General features: G+C 69.2%; 12 protein-coding genes. 4 read left to right on the top strand and 8 right to left on the bottom strand.

All coding sequences use genetic code 11. The annotated features are described in order from the left end of the window. Window positions 1–18: 18 nt before the first annotated feature. Window positions 19–4,185 (bottom strand): Tc toxin subunit A-related protein, encoded by a 4,167-nt coding sequence (locus ACWD3E_RS27635; RefSeq protein WP_451390270.1) that lies wholly within the window; start codon window positions 4,183–4,185, stop codon window positions 19–21. Between the two features lie 472 nt (window positions 4,186–4,657). Here ACWD3E_RS27635 and ACWD3E_RS27630 point away from each other — a divergent pair, with 472 nt between their 5' ends. The 3 genes from ACWD3E_RS27630 to ACWD3E_RS27620 all read left to right on the top strand — a co-directional run bounded on the left by ACWD3E_RS27630 (window position 4,658) and on the right by ACWD3E_RS27620 (window position 5,826). Next, window positions 4,658–5,065: a hypothetical protein gene (locus tag ACWD3E_RS27630; RefSeq protein ID WP_451390269.1), complete on the top strand. Its 408-nt coding sequence runs from the start codon at window positions 4,658–4,660 to the stop codon at window positions 5,063–5,065. A gap of 95 nt (window positions 5,066–5,160) precedes the next feature. Further along, window positions 5,161–5,418, top strand: coding sequence for a hypothetical protein (locus ACWD3E_RS27625; RefSeq protein WP_451390268.1), 258 nt, complete (start codon window positions 5,161–5,163; stop codon window positions 5,416–5,418). A 78-nt stretch (window positions 5,419–5,496) separates the two neighbouring features. After that, window positions 5,497–5,826, top strand: a complete 330-nt coding sequence (locus ACWD3E_RS27620) for a transposase (protein ID WP_451390267.1) — start codon at window positions 5,497–5,499, stop codon at window positions 5,824–5,826. A gap of 327 nt (window positions 5,827–6,153) precedes the next feature. Here the strand turns inward: ACWD3E_RS27620 and ACWD3E_RS27615 are convergent, their stop codons facing one another. Further along, a complete protein-coding gene (locus tag ACWD3E_RS27615; RefSeq protein ID WP_451390266.1) occupies window positions 6,154–6,690 on the bottom strand; it encodes a hypothetical protein in 537 nt (178 codons plus the stop codon). Window positions 6,691–6,884: 194 nt separating this feature from the next. Next, window positions 6,885–7,196: a hypothetical protein gene (locus tag ACWD3E_RS27610; RefSeq protein ID WP_451390265.1), complete on the bottom strand. Its 312-nt coding sequence runs from the start codon at window positions 7,194–7,196 to the stop codon at window positions 6,885–6,887. A gap of 784 nt (window positions 7,197–7,980) precedes the next feature. Between ACWD3E_RS27610 and ACWD3E_RS27605 the strand changes: the two genes are divergently transcribed. Further along, window positions 7,981–10,110, top strand: coding sequence for a SpoIIE family protein phosphatase (locus ACWD3E_RS27605; RefSeq protein WP_451390264.1), 2,130 nt, complete (start codon window positions 7,981–7,983; stop codon window positions 10,108–10,110). A gap of 85 nt (window positions 10,111–10,195) precedes the next feature. On the opposite strand, the gene ACWD3E_RS27600 is transcribed toward ACWD3E_RS27605, so the two are convergent. From ACWD3E_RS27600 to ACWD3E_RS27580, 5 genes are all read right to left on the bottom strand, one after another. Then, window positions 10,196–10,492 carry a hypothetical protein gene (locus ACWD3E_RS27600; protein WP_451390263.1) on the bottom strand — a complete coding sequence of 99 codons (297 nt, stop codon included), beginning with the start codon at window positions 10,490–10,492 and terminating at the stop codon, window positions 10,196–10,198. A 315-nt stretch (window positions 10,493–10,807) separates the two neighbouring features. Continuing rightward, window positions 10,808–11,227 carry a roadblock/LC7 domain-containing protein gene (locus ACWD3E_RS27595; protein WP_451390262.1) on the bottom strand — a complete coding sequence of 140 codons (420 nt, stop codon included), beginning with the start codon at window positions 11,225–11,227 and terminating at the stop codon, window positions 10,808–10,810. Next, on the bottom strand, window positions 11,224–13,227 hold the full coding sequence (locus ACWD3E_RS27590) for a sensor histidine kinase (RefSeq protein WP_451390261.1): 2,004 nt from the start codon (window positions 13,225–13,227) through the stop codon (window positions 11,224–11,226). The genes ACWD3E_RS27595 and ACWD3E_RS27590 overlap by 4 nt, the downstream gene beginning before the upstream one ends. Before the next feature lie 379 nt (window positions 13,228–13,606). Then, complete coding sequence (locus ACWD3E_RS27585; RefSeq protein ID WP_451390260.1) at window positions 13,607–14,413, bottom strand: SDR family oxidoreductase; 807 nt, start codon at window positions 14,411–14,413, stop codon at window positions 13,607–13,609. Then, on the bottom strand, window positions 14,410–15,417 hold the full coding sequence (locus ACWD3E_RS27580; RefSeq protein WP_451390259.1) for an NADP-dependent oxidoreductase: 1,008 nt from the start codon (window positions 15,415–15,417) through the stop codon (window positions 14,410–14,412). Before ACWD3E_RS27580 ends, ACWD3E_RS27585 begins: the two co-directional genes overlap by 4 nt. Window positions 15,418–15,601 lie beyond the last annotated feature (184 nt).

Below are 15,601 nucleotides of genomic sequence, written 5' to 3'. Positions count from 1 at the left end.
CAGCTACATGATCAGTCCCTATTCCACGACGTCGTACTCCACCCACAGCAGTACGTCCCGCGCGGCAGCAATCCTGTCGGCATCGTTGCCCTTGTTGATCTCGAGATCGATGGCCCGGTCGGGGGAGCCGCCGGTGGCTGCGTTGAGCGGCAGCGCGTTGGCGGGGTTGCCGTCGCTGAGCACACCGAGGTTGGACATCGCGACGCCGTTCTCGATCTGGAACGCTGTGGTGGTGGTACCGATGCGGAGCTTGGCGTCGAACCTCCCGCCGTCGACGCCGGGGATGAGTACGGCGAGGTTGGTGACCTTGCCGTTGTGGGGAAGCGGGAGCTTGTCGAGGGCGAAGTGCAGTTTCGCGGTGGGTGGGGGTACCCGCATCGCGGAGAGCCCGGCGGTGTCGACCGAGAGCGCCGAGACGAACAGCGACCGCGAACTCGGCGCGGCTGCCAGGTGGGTGCCGGTCCGGCTGGCGTCGTAGGCCGCTTCCAGGTCGAAGGTGAGCAGTACGTCGGTGATGCGGCCGAGTCCCACCGGGTTCACACCCGAGGGCAGTTCCAGCGTCCATGTCGTCGTGAACGCCGTGCCCTCGAACGGAAGCAGCTGCTCGCCGGGCAGGCCGTACAACTCCAGGTCGCGTCGGATCCGGAACTCGCTGATCGGGTAGGCGTCGGCGAACCGCAGCAGCGGGACGCGCTCGGCTCCGGCAGAGCGGCGCAGGAGTGAGAACCCCAGGTTGGTGAGGATTCCGCGCGGTTGCTCGACGGTGCCCGGGGCATCTACCAGGACGTCGACCGTGCGGACGCGGTGTGCGTAGGTGCCCGGATGGCTGGCCAGGAGGTCGTCGTCGGTGAGGGTGAACGTGCAGCGGCCGGTCTGCTTGAGCTGCCCGAACGCGAGCGGCAGGTCGCGCGCGAGGGAGTAGGTGCGGGTGAGGGGCAGGCTCAGCCGGGCGGAGCCGAGACGCACCGCCTCAAGCTCGGCGAGGTCGAGGGACAGCTGGTCGACGCCGCCGATGTCGCGCATGCGGGGGTCGAAGTATCCGAGCCGGATCACCTTGAGCGGTGTCGCCAGCTGGTACGCGAGCGCGCGCTCGGCGAACCACGCCGCCTGACCGGCGAGGTCGAGGTAGCGGTGCAGCGAGCGCCGGGCGACGCCCGCCAGCGCGTCCCAGAAGTCGCGGTTGAGGAACCGTTCGTTCTGGTAGACGACCAGGTCGCGGGCGTAGGCGAGGTCAGTGGCGGCGATCTGGGCCTGGAGGTTCGCGATGGCCACCTGCCGCTCCTGCACACGCACCGCGGCCTGGGCGGCGGGCAGCGTCTCGTTGCTCAGCGTCTTCAGCTCGTCCTCGCGCTTGGTGGCCGCCTTCGCCATGCCCTGCAGTGTCATCGTGCTGAGCACGGAGAACGCGGCGAAGCCTCCGACGACGGCCACACCGCCGGCAACCCCGCTGCCGGTCCACGCCTCGCTGCCGACGGTCTTGGCCGTTGCCTTGATCTCGGCGTCGGTGGTCACCCCCAGCGACGTCGAGACCGACGAAGCGTCTTTACCGACGTCGACGATGGAGGTGACGCTGGATTTCATACCGCTGAAGTAGTCCTTGAACTGGTTGAAGATGGACTTGGAGTCGTCGATCTCCTGCTGCTTCTTCTCGATCAGCTTCCCGACGTCGGTCACGAGCTTCTGTGCGACGACCACGCCCGCTTTCGCAACCTCGACCTGCTCGGCGGCGATCGCGACAGTCGCCTGCGCTTTGCGCTGCTGTGCCTGGGCGGCGAGCAGGTCCAGGTCGAGCTGCTCGACTCGGCCGAGGTAGGCGAGATAGTCGTTCTGGGCCGACTTGGCGCCGGTCGTCCAGCGCTGGGCAGCGCCGACGAGCGTCTGGTAGCGCAGTGTCGGCACCGTCTCGTCGTTGTAGCCGTAGAAGTTCAGCCCTGCCTCCAGTTGCTGCAGCGCGAGCCGGGCACGGTCGAGCTGGTTGCGTCGGCGCGGGTTCTCGACCGGATCGAACGGGAAGAACCCGGTGTCAGGCGGTCTGTAAGCCATGGTCCCGGGGTCCTCGCCGTGCAGGAACACGACGGCCTTGTAGAGCTCGCGAGCCCGCTCGAGACTCGCTGGGTCGTCTGTGCGGTACAGCATCTCCCCCCAGTCGAGCAGGGCGTCGGCCTGTACCAGTCGGGCGTAATGTTCTTCGAGCGGGTGCAGGATCGACGGATCAGGCTTCGTCACGTCGTGGAAGTCGCGCACTTGCGGCGTGAGCGGATACGGGCCGTCCAGACGGCGGTCGTTGGTATACATCAGTCGCGCCGTGTAGGGGCGGTCGCCCAGTGGGTCGTCCCAGCGCAGCCGGCCGGCCACCACTCGCTTGGCCTCTAGAGCATCGGGGTGCCTTACCATCCCGCTCGGCGTGCCCAGCATCCCTATGCCGACGTAGAGCCCCGTCACTGTCGACAGGACTTCTATGGCGCCCGGAATATCGCCTGCTCCGGAGCGGGCCATCGCGCGCAGCATCGGCAGCAGGAACCGCTGCTGGTAGACGCGCAGCCGGGTGGCGAAGTCCCGGGCTATCCGGAAGTGCACGACGTCGACCCAGACTTCCGTCGGCCGGCCCAGCTCAAGGAACCGCTCGAAGCCGTCGGGCAAGAACGTCTTGGGTGAACCGGTCAGTTCATCGATGGTCGCGACCTCAACGGCCCGTCGGCGGGCGAAGCTGGCCGGGCGCGGGAAGTTTCCGGCGCTGAACTCCGGCTCCCAGTTCTCGCCCGTGGCCGGGCTGGGAGCCGCGTCGTCAAGCAGCTGCTCGGCCTCATCGGCCAGACGTGCCGCGGTGGTGAACTGGCCTTCGTCGATTGCCTGGACGAGTTCGACGAGCTTCGCGTCCGCCGCGCCGTACCTCAGCAGGAACGTCGCTGACCGGTGAACTTCGCCGATCGAGCCGAAATAGGGCTTGTACGGCTCGATCGACTGTGTGGCGGGGACCGACTCGTGGAACTGGAGGAACTTCTTGCGGTCGTCATCGAGCCACAGGCCGCGCGCGACGCCGTCGACTTGGGTGCGTGGCGCGAAGAGGTTTTCCGGGAAGAAGGGCTGCTGCCGCCCGAGCCACTCGTCGAAGCGCAGGAAGAACGGCGCAGAGCCGACCACTTCGGGCCACAGGATCGGCTTTCCCTGCGCGTCGGGCAGCTGCGGATCGACGACGTTCTCGGTCGGTTCGACCGGACCCTGCGCGGTGTCGCTCAAGACTCGCGAGAGCGTATGAGCGTTCAGAAGCAGCGGCGTGGTCACGGTGGTGTCGGGCTCGCGAAGTGGGAGTCGGTATCGGTTGGCGACCTCGTCCACGCTTACCGGTGCCAGCGCGAGAAGCGCATCCAGGTACGCGCGGTCGGTTCTGCTGCCCTGGGCAGGGATGCTGGCCGCGGGCACAGCGAACCCGAATCCGCTCCCCGTCGGCGCGGTCAGGATCGCCGTGACGATGGGGATCAGCAGCTTGTTGAGAGGCCTCTCGGTACCGTCGGTGGTGCGGAAGTCCTGGAAGAAGCGGCGCTGCAACTGCTGCTCCACGACGTTCGGAAAAGCTGTGGGGTCAGCCGTGACCTCGAGCTTCTGCTGGTGCGCGAACAGCACGAACACGCCACGCAGGTAGTCGCGGTAGGACTGGTCGTCCGACAGTGCCCAAGGGAACAGACCCCAGATCGGCTTGGGCCAGGTGAACTTGTCCGGGTCGAAATTGTCGAAGTCGACGCGAGTGTCGATGCGGGGCGGCGGAAGGTAGCTCATGATGCCGTCCCGCAGCGCGTCGGGATCCACGAGACGTACACCGCTGCGTTCGTCGCCCGAGCCGAGCTCGTCGAGCAGGCGTACCCGCTCGCCAGGTGTCAGGAGGCGGACCATGCTGTCGAGGGCCGGGCGCGTCAGATCATTGGCCAGGTCGCTGGCGAGGACGCGGCGAGTGGCGACCAGGTAGTCGGCCAGCATCGCCAAGTGGAGCGGATCGACGTAGTCGCGTGCCCGTACGGAGAACCGGATCGGTTCGTCATCGAACAGCGCCTCTCTGGGGACCGGGATGCCCTGGCCGTCATGGTCGATCCGCACGACCAGTGGCTCCCGCCACAGGTGCTCGCCGATCTCCAGCACGGCGACGCCCTCTTCATCCGTCCGGGCCTGGCCGACGACGCGGTCGTGAGCCACCGCCTCCACGCCGACTTCCGAAAGCAGCTGTTCGGTTGTGCCATGTCGGACAAGTACGTTGATGGTGAGGGACTCGGCTGCTCGGCTGGTTCCCATGCCGATCATCTCCGCAAACGGCCATTGTCGAATTCACCGTGGGCCGCAGGAACCTGTTGGAGCTTCAACGAGTTTCCCACCCCACATGGTCGGGACGCCCTGTTTTGAGGGTCCGCAGAACCTCGCGCCTTCTCCCACCATCCTCATGCTTGTGGGGCTCATCGGCACCTCGGACCGGGGACAGGACCGGTGTGAGAAGCTGCTGACTTTTCGATCAAGACGGTGCCTCCTGAACAGCTCGTGGGTGTCGAATCCATGGAGCATCAAGAAAGCCCGGTGCCGCGGTCCTCCGTGTCGACCGCACCGGCACGGTCGCCCCAACCTCCCGGCACGGCCAGGAGGTCTAGCTCTCCGCCCCTGGGGACATACCCCGCTGGTGCAACACCTCCTTCCGCCGGTACTGCGCGGACGGCGGCGGCACCGCGATCGGACGGCCGCGCAGGTCTGGCGAGTCCTGGAGGACACCGCGGGCCGCACCTGGTCGGCCAGCAAGCCCAGCATCTACCTCGGCTACGGGTTCGCCCGTGCCCGGCAGATCCTGACCTGTGTCCGGGGACGGCCCGGCCCAGCCGACCGGAACACCAATCCGTGGGACGTCCAGCCGCTATCGGGGTCGCCCAGCCACGGCCCCGCCCTCAGACCCTCGACGACGGGTGCCAAGCCGACCGCCGGCTCCTTCGATGACTCCGGACTGCCGCTGACGGGCCTGGCCCTCGGCGCGGCGGCGATCTTCGTCCTCGGCGCCGGCGCCCTCTGGCCCCAACGGCACCGCCGCGCACGCTGACGGCCGCCGCGTGCTCCCCGCTCACGTCCACGCCGAAGCGATCCTCAGCGCCCTGCAGGAGGCCCGCCCCCGCCGGACTGACCATCACCCAGCTGATGGCCACCACCGAACGCACCCACGCGCAGATCCACACCTGGCTCGCGTACCTGCGCCAGGTCGCAGCCGCACGCGGCCTGCCGCCGGTGACCTGGGACCGCGAGTGGGGATATCGATTGCTGGACGACGAGAACTTCATCGCCGGGACCCTCCTCCCGCACTGGAAGAAGACCCCAAACGCCCCCTACATTCGCACGGGCATGGCGCAGATGGGTGCGATCGAGTCCACCCTTCAGCTGCTGGCCAACCTGGAGTGAACCGAAGAAATGCAGGCAACGGGCCGCAACCGACCCGCAGTTGGCCCTCTCCCCCCCAGGTCGCGGCCCAGCGTCGTCATGCTGCTGCCCCGCTACCGCTACCCATCCGCCACAAGCGACCTCGAATGGGCCCTGCTCGAACGCCTCCTCCCGACGCCCGCATGCCAGACCCCGAAGGGCGGCGCTCCCGAAAAGTGGCCTCGGCGTCGAGCGGTCGATGCGATCCGCTACATCGTCGGCAACGGGGCGAAATGGCGCGCGCTTCCCGCCGACGTCCAGGAGCGCGCCGCCGCCCGTGTCCTGCTCACCCGGCTGCATGCCGAACATCCCGGAATCGGCCTGCCTTGGGCCGACAACGCCTACGGCGGAGACGAGTTCGCTTCGTCGTGCTGCCCAAGAGGTGGGTAGTGGAACGGTCAAACTCGTGGACGATGCGGGCCGGCCGCCCTCGCGGCAGTCGGCTGAAGATCCCGCCACTGCCGTTCGGCTGCCTGTCCATCGACGCCCAACCGAACGGTAAACCAGATCGCAACCGCATCTCATCAAGCCGTGACCCGCGGAAAGGAGATGTGGCACCCGTTCGTGAGCTTCCTGGGGTTATCCAGGGCTACGCGGAGGCGGACGAGGTCTGCCGACTGCTGGCCGACGGGGAGGTGCCCGGGGCCTTGACGGCAACGCGTGCGAGCCGGCGTCGCCGGCGTCAGCGCGGGCGTGATCACCTGGGGAGGCTGCGCGTCAGCCTTCGTCTGCCCTGGACAGGGCTTCGGTGATCATGCGGGTGGCGAAGTCGCGGTCGTCGGTGAGTCGGTTGATGTGTTCCGCGAGCAGGAAGGCGGTGGCTTCCAGGGGGTTCATCTCGTCCTTGGTCCAGTATCCGTACTGCTTGCGCCACAGACTGGGGCTCAGGCCGGTGCCTGCAGCGACGACCAGGCCGGCCATGGTGGGGATGGCTTCGGGACGGACGCTCTTGGGCATCATGCGCATCGTGGCCACGAGGTTGGGTACCACGCACTCGATGACGTCCTTGCCGTGGTCCTCGTAGGCCATCCGCAGCCACTGCATGAACATGTAGACGAGCGTGCACGCGCCATCCAGCATGTCATCGACTCCGCCGGGGCCCAAGGACGCAACGAACTGCGCGGTCAGCGCTTGTTGTTCGGCGTCGGTCTGGACTTTGTCGTCGTAGATGGCCTTGAGCCGAGAGTCGACCATCATGAGTGCTGAGCCCACATCGCCGGCGGGAGCGTGCTGGGGGTCGCAGGGCGATGACACAGGATTCCTCCTCAGCTAACCGTGAGCAACGCGACGTGTACGTACAGTAGCCCGCCGATGATGCGAGGGTCTGGCGAATCGCGATGTTCCCGGAGGCTCTGCGCAGCCATCGTCGACCGCCTCACCTCCAGCCGGACGCGCACCGAACTCGACCAGATCGAGGACGAGTTGCGGACCGTCCTCGCCTGAGCCATTCACCCGGTCAGCTGGCACTCGCGGTCACGCTGGAGCAGGTGGTACGGGCGGGCCGCGTTCACCGCGCCCAACCAGTTGCGAAAGCCCCGGTCCCGGGCGGCGGCATCGCACTCCCTGGCGCCCGCATCGACGAGGCACCAACGCGCGGCGACGTGCCGGGCGAGCCGGTCCACCGCGAGCCGGGGGACGCCGTACTGCGGGTGTTCGGCGGCGACGGCGGCGTTCAGCTCCAGCGAGGCTGCCACGGTTGAGGCCGTGGCGGCGGGGTCGGCCAGCAGCCCGCCCACGTCCTCGCGGATGGCGGGCCACACGTTCCACGCGCTGTCCCAGCCGGCCGACTATGACCCGCCGCAGCATCTCGGCACAGTCCAGCGCCTGAAGCTCCTGGTCGATGAGCCAGAATGCGAGCTGACCGGAGTCGAGCGCGCCAGCGTGCGCGCCGTAGTCGACGGCTGCCTTCACCTCGCGTACGCCACCGCTGGGGGAACGCCCGGGCCGTAGAGCCGCGAGTACGAGATGAGCGCTCCGAGGGGCAGCTGTGGGGCCGGGTGTAGGGCCTCGCCTCGGTGAGCTGGCGGCCCTCCGGAGTGCGCCGAACGGCGACCGCACAGCTCGGCGACGCGCAGGGCCCTCGGCGGCGCCGAGCACCAGAAGGTCACCATGGCTGACCGGCGGGTGCCACACGGCTTCGGGGACGATCGCACCGGGGCGATCACCTTGACCACGTGCAGGCCGCGCCGCTGGTACCGGCCAAAGGACAGATCGACGGCCAGCGGGGCGGTGCCGACGCGAGCGGCGACCACGGCCGCCAGATACGCCGCCTCGCCCTCGTCGGCGGCGTGGCAGGTGATGTAGGCCTGAACGGTGTGGGCCCACGTCGCGGTCGGTCCGCGGTCCTCCCGGCTGCCGACGATCTGGGTGAGCCGGGCCCGGGCGGCTCCGGTGATGGCCCGCGACAGTGCGATGGCCCCGTGTCTGTGGTCCGGTGGTGCAGGGGGACCATGGAAGTCGAAGCGCCTGCAGACGCAGACAGGCGCGGCTCCCAGGCCGGCGGACGACTATGTGTGGCGGCGGCCGGCGGAAGGGGTGCCAGCGATGAGCGAAGCCGGATGGTCTTCCGCGGACCACGGCTGGGCGGAGATCCGCCGGCCGGCAGGTGAGCCGTCACAGCCGAGCGGGCTGATGGACCTGCTCGGTGTCGCGGCGGTGCTGCTGGACGCCGAGGGGCGGATCGTTCTGTGGAGTCCACAGGCCGAAGAGCTGTACGGCTACTCCGCCGAGGAGGCGCTCGGGCAGTACGCCGCACAGCTACTCATTCGCGAAGAGCAATGGGAGTGGGTGATCCACAAGTTCGCCGAGGTCATGCAGACCGGCCAGAGCTGGGGCGGCACGTTTCCTGTCCGGTGCAAGGACGGCGGCACGCGGCTGGTGGAGCTGCGCAACATGCGGCTGCTGGACGACCACGGTGACTTCTTCGCCCTCGGGCTCGGTACCGACTCGCTCCGATTGCGCCAGGTGGAGCGCGATGTCGCATTCTCCACGCGGCTGATCTCCCAGTCCCCCATCGGGATCGCGATTCTCGACACCGCGCTTCGGTACGTGGCCGTCAACCCCGCCCTCGAGCGTATCCACGGCATTCCCGCACAAGAGCACCTCGGCCGTCACTACCGCGAGATCATGAAGGACGCGAGATTCGAGGTACCCGAGGCCGCGATGCGGCACGTCCTGGAGACCGGGATCTCCCTGGTGGACCAGTCCACCATCCTGGGCCGCACCGCGGCTGATCCGGAGCAGCCGCATGCCTGGTCGATCTCGGTGTACCGGTTGGAGGACACCCGGGGGAAGGTTCTTGGAGTGGCCGAACTGGTGCTGGACGTCACTGACCGTTACCGGTCGGCCATGCAGGCCAGCCAGACGCGGCGGCGCCTGGCGCTGATCGCCGACGGCTCCGCCCGCATCGGCACCACCCTGGAGGTCGACGAGACGGCCCGGGAGCTGGCGGAGGTCACCGTTCCCGAGTTCGCCGACCTGGCCGCCGTCGACGTGCTCGACTCCGTCCTCGACGAACACCGCCCCGCCTCCGACCGCGGCCCCGCCCTCTTCCGCGCCCTCGCGGTGAAAGCCGCCTACCCCACCGAAGCGGTGAAGGCAGCCGATTCGCCCGGCCGGATCGCCGCCTACGAGGCCGACCGTCTGGCCACCCGTTGCGTGCGCACCGGCCGGCCCATCCTGATCCCCCACGCCGACGGGAATGACCTGTCATGCATCGCCCGCGACGAGTACGCGGCCCTGCTGCTCGCCCGTGCCGGGGTGCACTCCTACATGGCCGTCCCCCTCACCGCGCGCGGCACTGTCCTCGGCTTCCTGGGGCTGACCCGCGCCCGGGATCCGCGACCCTTCGACGAGGACGACCTCGCCATCGCCGTCGAGCTGGCCTCCCGCGCCGCGGTATGCATCGACAACGCCCGCGCGCACCAGAGCGTGCGCAACGCGGCCGAGACCCTGCAACGCAGCCTGCTCCCGACCGCCCCGCCCGGCCTGCCCGGCCTGCAGGTCGCCTGCCGGTACCGGCCTGCGCAGGCGGCCTACGAGGTCGGCGGCGACTGGTACGACGTGCTCCCGCTCGGCGGTGACAGGACGGCGCTCGTCGTGGGCGACGTCATGGGCAGCGGAATCGATGCCGCCGCCGCCATGGGGCGCCTGCGCACCGCCACGGCCGCCTTCGCCGACCTCAACCTCGACCCCGCACGAATCCTCGAACAGCTCGACTCGATCACCTCCAGGCTGGAGCGGTACATCGCCACCTGCGTGTACGCCGTCTACGATCCCCACCGCGGCGTGTGCCGCATCGCCAACGCCGGACACCTGCCGCCCGTCCTCGTCCGCTGCGGCGAGCACCCTCGACTCCTCGACCTGCCCAGCGGCGTCCCACTCGGAGTCGGCGGTGTCCCGTTCGAAACGACCACTGTGGTCTTCGGCCACGGCGACCAGCTGGTTCTCTACACCGACGGACTGGTCGAGACCCGCCACGACTCCATCGACGGACGCCTCGACAGCCTCCTCCGTCTCCTCGACGCGCCCGACTGCACCTTGGAGGAAACCTGCGACCGGCTCCTGGACGGGCTCCGGCGCCCTGACAACCACGACGACGTCGCCCTGCTCATCGCCCGCGCAGGTCCCGTCACACCTCAGCCGAGCACAGCTTCAACGACGGTGGCCGGGTGAGGCAAAGGTGGGGCGCAGTCGTCGAAACCGGCGCAGCCGATCGCCCGGTCCGCAACCGCGCAGGGCCGACCCCCCTCACCCATGGCTAGGGCCGGGGAATGGTGAGTTCACGGCCGCGGTAGAAGGCTTCCCGCTCCTCGACGACATACGAGGCCATATGGGCACGGCGCTGAGCCTCCGGCTCGGAGGCCCGATAGGAGTCGCATGCCGTCTTGGAATCCCAGAACGACACCCCGGTGATCTCCTGGCCGTCCTCGGACCAGTACGCGAAGGCACGTCGCAGCCCTTGCGGGTAGGGGGCGGGGCGCCATGCCCGCTCGAACTCCTCCAGAGTGTCCGGCTGAAGGCGACGCGTCGTCACCCAGACGAAGTGCTCCTCCATCGCAGCCTCCTCGGCAACGCTGGTTCCACCTGCCACCGCTTCTCAGACCACCGTAGGTGCACAGCACCGCTTCTGCCCGCGTGGCGATCCCTGTGCTGCCGGGGATCCCTGTGGTGGCGCATGCGCTGACCGCCTGCAGGGCGGGATACCCGTGCGGGACGTGATGCTGTGGACGCTATCGGTGGAATGACCCGGATGGACCGGCGGCGACGTCACGGACCGCGTTCACGGTCGCCGTCGGCGGGCCGCTCTCCGGCCTGCTGCTCGGCGCCATCGGCAGGGTTCTGAGACGCAGGCAGCCGGAGTGCGCCGTTCCTACCTCGCGGCCAGGGGGGCGGAGTGGAGTTCGCGTACCAACTGCGGGGTGAGCAGTTCTCCGGCGCGGTCGGCGAGGACGGCCATTTCGTAGCCGACCAGACCGACGTCGCACCCCTCTGCGGCCAGGACGCCGAGGCAGCTGCCGTCGCGGATGCGACCCACCATGAGGAAGCCCCCGAGCATCTCGATCATGACGAGCTTCATGCCGCGGAAGCCGTGCGCCGTCGCCGCGTTCTGGGCGAGGCTGGTGATGCCGGAGACGACGGCGGCGAGATGGTCGGCGCGTTCTCGGCCGAGGCTGTCCGAGGCGGCCATGAGCAGGCCGTCGGAGGAGACGGCGACGGCATCGGTGACGCCGTCGGCGGTGCGTACGAACTCCGAGATGAGCCAGCCGAAACTCTTAACGGCGGTGGTCACGATGACGCTCCTTGTGTGTTTCGGGCCTCGGCGCGGGCGACACCTGCCCTGAAGCCGTTGAGCAGGGAGGAGACAGCGGGCCGGGTGGGCGGGGGTGAGGCGGAGGGGCCCTCCACAGGGGCAAGCAGGCGCCCGGGGAGGGCAAGGAGTGCGGACAGGCCGCCGCCGGTGGTGTCGAAGAGGTGGACTTGGGCGCCTTCGCCGAGGCGACGGACGAGTCGGCCGACGACGAGGTGGCCGAGGAACCGCGTGGGCGCGGCGAGGAAGGCTTGTTCGCCGGTGTCGGAGAAGCGGGCGTGGGCACGTTCCTTGTCGGCTTCGGACATGCCGATGCCGTGGTCGACGACGGCGAAGCAGTACGTGTCGTCCTCGGTGTCGTACCAGCCGTGCACCTCGACCGGTTCGGTCGGTGGGGAGAAAGTCAGCCCGTTCTCGATGAGTTCGGCAAGGAGGTGGGCGACATCGGCGACGGCGTGCCCACGCACCCGCACCGGCTCCACGGCCGCGATCAGCACCCGCCGGTACTGCTCGACCTCGGCGACGGCGGACTGGACGACTTCCAGGCCGTCGGCGGGTGCTGCCGTGGGCTGCGGCGGATTCTGCCCGGCCAGGACCAGAAGGCTCTCGGCGTTGCGCCGCATACGGGTGGCGAGGTGGTCGAGCTCGAAGAGCTCGGCGAGGGCATCCGGGTCGAGTTCCTGCCGTTCCAGACGGGTGATGAGGCTGAGCTGACGACGCACGAGGTTCTGGTTGCGGCGGCCGAGATTGGCGAGTGATTCGGTGGTGTTGCGGCGCAGGCCGGCCTGCTGGGCAGCCAGGTGGACGGCGGTGCGTTCCACCTGGTGCAGGGACGCGGCGACCTCGGCGATCTCCGTCGCGCCGCCCAGCGGTTGTGAATCGGGGTCGTCCGGGACGTCGGCCGGCAGGAGGAGCTCCGCATGGTCCTGCGGGGCCTGCTGGATACGGGCGACTGTTGCAGGCAGTCGGTGCCGCGCCACGTCGTGGGCGGCCTCGGCGAGCGCGCCGAGCGGGCGCGTGAGGGAACGGGAGGCAAAAGCGGCGAGGCCCGCGACGAGGGCGGCCATGAGCATTCCTGCGCCGAGAGAGGCGGCGAGACCCACCTCGGCGTCGTGGCTGAGCCGGTCGGCCCGGTCCCGTATGTCGTCACCGACCGACTGCTGGACGGCGTACAGATCGTCGACGAGTACGGTCATCGCATCCCACCAGGCGCCGGCATCGGCGCGCAGCGTGGAGCCGTCGGCGGCGCCTTCCGCCTGGTTCTCGTAGGCGGTGGCGCGTTCGGCGTCCTCGGTGCCGAAGGCGTTCTTCAAGGCCGCGCGCTGCGAGGCGGTGGCGACCTGCCGGAAGCGGGCAAGGTCGGCGACACGCGTGGCACGCACCTCGGTGAACGTGAGGTACTCGCGGCCGTGAAAGCCACCGGCGGCGAACACGCCGTTGAGAAGTCCGCGTTCGAGAGCGACTGACTCCTTCGCTGCGGCCAGCTCCCGCAACGCCCCCAGCCCGTCGCGCAGTTGGCGGTCGGTGCCAGTCGCGGTCTCCGCCACCGGGTCGACGGCGTCGAGGGCGTCGACGGCGGTGGTGTAGAACTTCAGGGTCGCGGCCCGGTCTGCGGTGTCCGCGTCGGCAGCGGACCGGATGTCGCCGAGGTGCTGCAAGCGCCGGTGGATGACAACCTCGACGGTGCTTTCGCGGCGCATTGCGCGCAGCGCCGTGTCCACGCGCTTGCGCGTAGCGGCGAGCGGAGAGCGGAAATCCTCATCGCCTCCCAACAGACCGTTGGTCAGGCCGCGTTCGCGTTGCAGTTGGTGTACCAGGTCCTGGATCCGCAAGCTGAGGCCGACCTCGGTCCGGGTCGCCCGGGCGTCTTTGAGGGCCTCGGCGCGGCCGTGCACAACGAGACCGGCCACTGTCAGCAGCAGGCAGATCGGGACCGTGATGACCACCGCCACCCGGCCCCTGATGCTGCGCCAGCCAGGCATCGGCCGACGGCCGGGAGACGCTCGGCCACGGTGGCGGCGCCCCGAACTGCCCAGGCCTAAACCGCCTTTGCCGACTGTGCCAAGCCTGCCGAGCGCCGACTGTAGCGGCGTCCACACCCTCATAGTCACGAAGCTAGTCCGACGACCGTAGCGGCCGGTTTCCTACCTGTTAGCCGCGTGGGAAGTTCAGTTGCGCCCCCCCTCACACCGCGGGCCAGGAGACTGTGACAGCGATGCTCGAATCGAGAGGCTCCGCATCAACGAGCTCGAACAGCGCACGTCCGGCACCCGAGGCAGACCGGCACCCCATCCGTTCGAGCCGGTTCCTCACGGCGGTGGGGTGGGCCCGGTCGTTCTCAGGACCCACCCCGGAAAAATCTCAGACGCCGACGGGCTTGCCCGGGCCGGGAACGCGGCGGAAGCGGAACGGCTCGGGTTCGCGGCCGGCCTGGATGAACCAGCACTCCCCGGTGCCCTCACCAGTGAGGATCCGCAGCACCGTGTCCGCGACGGCCTCGGCCGGGATGACCGGCAGACCCTGCTCGGAGAGCATGCCACGCAGGTGGTCGATGATCCGCGACTCCGCGAACCCTGGGCAGACCGCGTTGAAGCGCACGTTCTCCGGCGCGAGAGCCGGCCCCAGGGAGCGCGCGAGTCCCACGACCGCATGCTTGTTGGCCGCGTACAGCGGATCGAGCGGCACCGCCGCCAGGCCCGCCAGGGACGCGGTCGCCACGATCGATCCTCCGCCGCGAGCCCGCAGCGCGGGCAGCACAGCGTGGGTGCCGAAGACCACTCCGTCGAGGTTGGCCCCCATCGCCCGGCGGTAGCGCGCCGGGGAGAAGTCCTCGCCGACGCCGCATCCGGTCGCCACCCCCGCATTGAGGAGCGCGATGTCGACGCCGCCGTACTGCTCCTGGGTGAACTCCACCAGCGCGCGGTTGGCGTCGAGGTCGGACACGTCGCAGGCGCGGAAATGGCCGCCGACCATGTCGGCCACTTCCCGGCCGCCCCGCGCGTCGAGGTCCGCGACGACCACGCGCGCCCCCGCCCTCGCCAGTGCCACCGCCGTGGCCCGGCCCAGCCCGCTGGCGGCGCCGGTGACGATCGCCACCTTTCCCTGCAGCGCAGCGCCTTCTCTCTGTTCTTCCCGCAGGGCGGCGGCCCCGCTCTCGGCGGCGGTCATGCCAGCTCCAGCACGAGCTTGCCGACGTTCTCGCCGCGGAAGAGCATCTGCAACGTCTCGGGGAAGTCGTCCACGGTGCCCCTCACCACGTGTTCCTTGACCTTGATGTGGCCGCCACCGATCCAGGCGGATATCTCCTGAGCTGCCTCCGTGTAGCGCTTGGCGTAGTCGAAGACGACGAAGCCCTCCATCCGGGCGCGGCGCACCAGCAGCGAGAGGTAGTTCGAGGGGCCCTTGACCGGGGTTGTGTTGTTGTACTGGCTGATCGCGCCGCAGACCACGACGCGCGCGTGCATCGCCAGCCGGGTCAGCGCGGTGTCGAGGATGTCCCCTCCGACGTTGTCGAAGTAGACGTCTATGCCGTCGGGGGCGTGCTCGCGCAGCGCCTTCTTGACGTCGTCGGCCCGGTAGTCGATCGCCGCGTCGAATCCGAGTTCGTCGGTGAGCAGCGCGCACTTCTCCGGCCCTCCGGCGATGCCCACGACCCGGCAGCCCTTGGCCTTCGCGATCTGACCCGCGATGGTGCCGACCGCGCCGGCGGCCCCGGACACCACGACGGTCTCGCCGTCCTTCAGTGCGCCGACGTCCAGCAGGCCGAAGTAGGCGGTCATGCCGGGCATGCCCAGCGCTCCCAGATACGTCGAGGGCGGGGCGAGCGAGGTGTCGATCTTCATCGCACCCCGGCCGTCGGAGACCACGTACTCCTGGACGCCGAACGTGCCGACCACGTGATCACCCGGTTGAAAGCCGGGGTGGTTGGATGCGGTGACCTCGATGACGGACCCGGCGCGCATCACCTCCCCGATGCCCACGGGCGGCAGGTAGGAGGGGCGGTCGTCCAGCCAGCCCCGCATGGCCGGATCCAGGGAGATGACGCGCGTCCGGCCCGTGAACCGGCCCGGGCCCGGTTCTTCGAGGGGTTCGCTGCGGTGCTCCCAGTCTTCGGGTTTCACTTCGCCCACAGGGCGGGCTGCCAGACGGATCTGGCGGTTGGTCGCGGACATCGCGCCTCCTGTCGTTCGCGGCTGCCCGCGACCATACCGACCAGTAGGTAGGTCTGTGGGCGTGATATTCCCCACACATCATCCGTGGGTTCAGAGGGCTAAGGTCCGGGGCGTCGCTCGTCGAGCGATCACTGTCTTGCGGCTGCCGCATCGAACCCGAAACGTGACACTCGGCAGGCTTATC

The organism is Streptomyces sp. NPDC002676 (assembly GCF_053592455.1).
The sequence above is the reverse complement of the archived record's forward strand: the minus strand, read 5'-3'. Positions and strand labels throughout refer to the sequence as shown.

Bases quoted from the DNA above. Each gene is read 5' to 3' on its own strand.
- ACWD3E_RS27625 (WP_451390268.1), top strand. From the start codon at position 5,161: ATGGCCACCACCGAACGCACCCACGCGCAGATCCACACCTGGCTCGCG.
- ACWD3E_RS27620 (WP_451390267.1), top strand. From the start codon at position 5,497: ATGCTGCTGCCCCGCTACCGCTACCCATCCGCCACAAGCGACCTCGAA.
- ACWD3E_RS27605 (WP_451390264.1), top strand. From the start codon at position 7,981: ATGAGCGAAGCCGGATGGTCTTCCGCGGACCACGGCTGGGCGGAGATC.
- ACWD3E_RS27600 (WP_451390263.1), bottom strand. From the start codon at position 10,492: ATGGAGGAGCACTTCGTCTGGGTGACGACGCGTCGCCTTCAGCCGGAC.
- ACWD3E_RS27590 (WP_451390261.1), bottom strand. From the start codon at position 13,227: ATGCCTGGCTGGCGCAGCATCAGGGGCCGGGTGGCGGTGGTCATCACG.
- ACWD3E_RS27585 (WP_451390260.1), bottom strand. From the start codon at position 14,413: ATGACCGCCGCCGAGAGCGGGGCCGCCGCCCTGCGGGAAGAACAGAGA.
- ACWD3E_RS27580 (WP_451390259.1), bottom strand. From the start codon at position 15,417: ATGTCCGCGACCAACCGCCAGATCCGTCTGGCAGCCCGCCCTGTGGGC.